This is a genomic window from Candidatus Viridilinea mediisalina, from assembly GCF_002532535.1.
GTDB classification, from domain to species: Bacteria; Chloroflexota; Chloroflexia; order Chloroflexales; family Chloroflexaceae; genus Viridilinea; species Viridilinea mediisalina.
Window position 1 is genome coordinate 1 of sequence record NZ_NQWI01000282.1, and the last position, 1,294, is coordinate 1,294.

Sequence of the window (1,294 nt, forward strand, 5' to 3'; positions counted from 1 at the left end):
TCGACTTGCATGCATTAGGCACGCCGCCAGCGTTCGTCCTGAGCCAGGATCAAACTCTGCGTTGAATAGAATAGAGCTTGCGCCCCATTCCCTCTTGCATTGACGTGAACCGTCTATCTTTACTATCGTATGCTGGTTGTCAAGGTGCTTGCTGGTTTACGGTGGTAAAACAAAACCAGGAAGCATCAGAGTATTCTGACTTCCTGGCGACGTTTCTGATATGGCTATCAGCGCGGTTCGCTTTGTTTTGCTCTCCACTTGTTTGGTCTACCGTCACTTGCGTTTCGATGAGACCGCTTTCGTTCCAGCCCGCGTAGTATAGCATTGCGCTGTGCCCTTGTCAAGCCCCTTTTTTGGGTTGTACTACAAAGGCAGGATAGGGCTTTCTGATGCGCTATAATTACTCATGATACTCATCATGGCCGTCGTTGATTTTTGAGGAGTTTGTGATGGATGTGATGCTCTTTGTGCGTGGGGCGCTGATTGGCCTCGCAATTGCAGCACCAGTGGGGCCGATTGGGGTGTTGTGTATTCGACGCACGCTGGCTGAAGGGCGCTTGGCGGGGTTTGTTTCGGGCTTGGGGGCGGCCAGCGCTGATCTGCTCTATGGCACGATTGCGGTGCTTGGCTTGACTGCGTTGGCTGATATGTTGGTTGGGGTAAGCTTTTGGACGCGCCTGCTTGGGGGGCTGTTCCTCTGCTATTTGGGGCTACGTATTCTGCGTGAGCAGCCTGCTGAACGCCCAGCCGAGGCGCACGGGCGCGGTCTGGTGGCGGCGTATCTCTCGACGCTTGGTTTGACTCTGACCAATCCGGCGACGATTATTGCCTTTACGGCGATCTTTGCTGGCTTGGGAGCGGGTAGCCTCTATCGCGGCTATGGCGAGGGCATGCTGCTGGTGCTGGGGGTGGCCGCTGGTTCAGCACTCTGGTGGCTGACTCTGACGAGCGCGACGGGGATCCTGCGCACGCGCATGACGCTGCGAATGTTGCGTTGGGTCAATCTTGGTGCTGGATTGGTGATCTTGGGGTTTGGGCTGGCGGCGTTGCTGTCGCTGGGAGTGCCGTTGTAGAATGGTAAGAGACAGGTGGCGAGGACGCGAGGACGCGAGGACGCGAGGACGCGAGAACGCGAGGACGCGAGGGCGCGAGGACGCGAGGACGCGAGGACGCGAGGACGCGAGGGCGCGAGGACGCGAGGACGCGAGAACGCGAGAACGCGAGAACGCGAGGACGCGAGGACGCGAGGACGCGAGGACGCGAGGACGCGAGGACGCGAGGACGCGAGGACGCG

1 protein-coding gene and 1 rRNA gene are annotated in these 1,294 nt (G+C 58.8%); one reads left to right on the forward strand and one right to left on the reverse strand.

The features are described 5' to 3' along the window. Positions 1–65, reverse strand: a 16S ribosomal RNA gene (locus CJ255_RS21995); the annotation flags it as partial. A 384-nt stretch (positions 66–449) separates the two neighbouring features. Here CJ255_RS21995 and CJ255_RS22000 point away from each other — a divergent pair. Continuing rightward, positions 450–1,073 carry a LysE/ArgO family amino acid transporter gene (locus tag CJ255_RS22000; RefSeq protein WP_097646203.1) on the forward strand — a complete coding sequence of 208 codons (624 nt, stop codon included), beginning with the start codon at positions 450–452 and terminating at the stop codon, positions 1,071–1,073. The last annotated feature ends 221 nt before the right edge of the window (positions 1,074–1,294 follow it).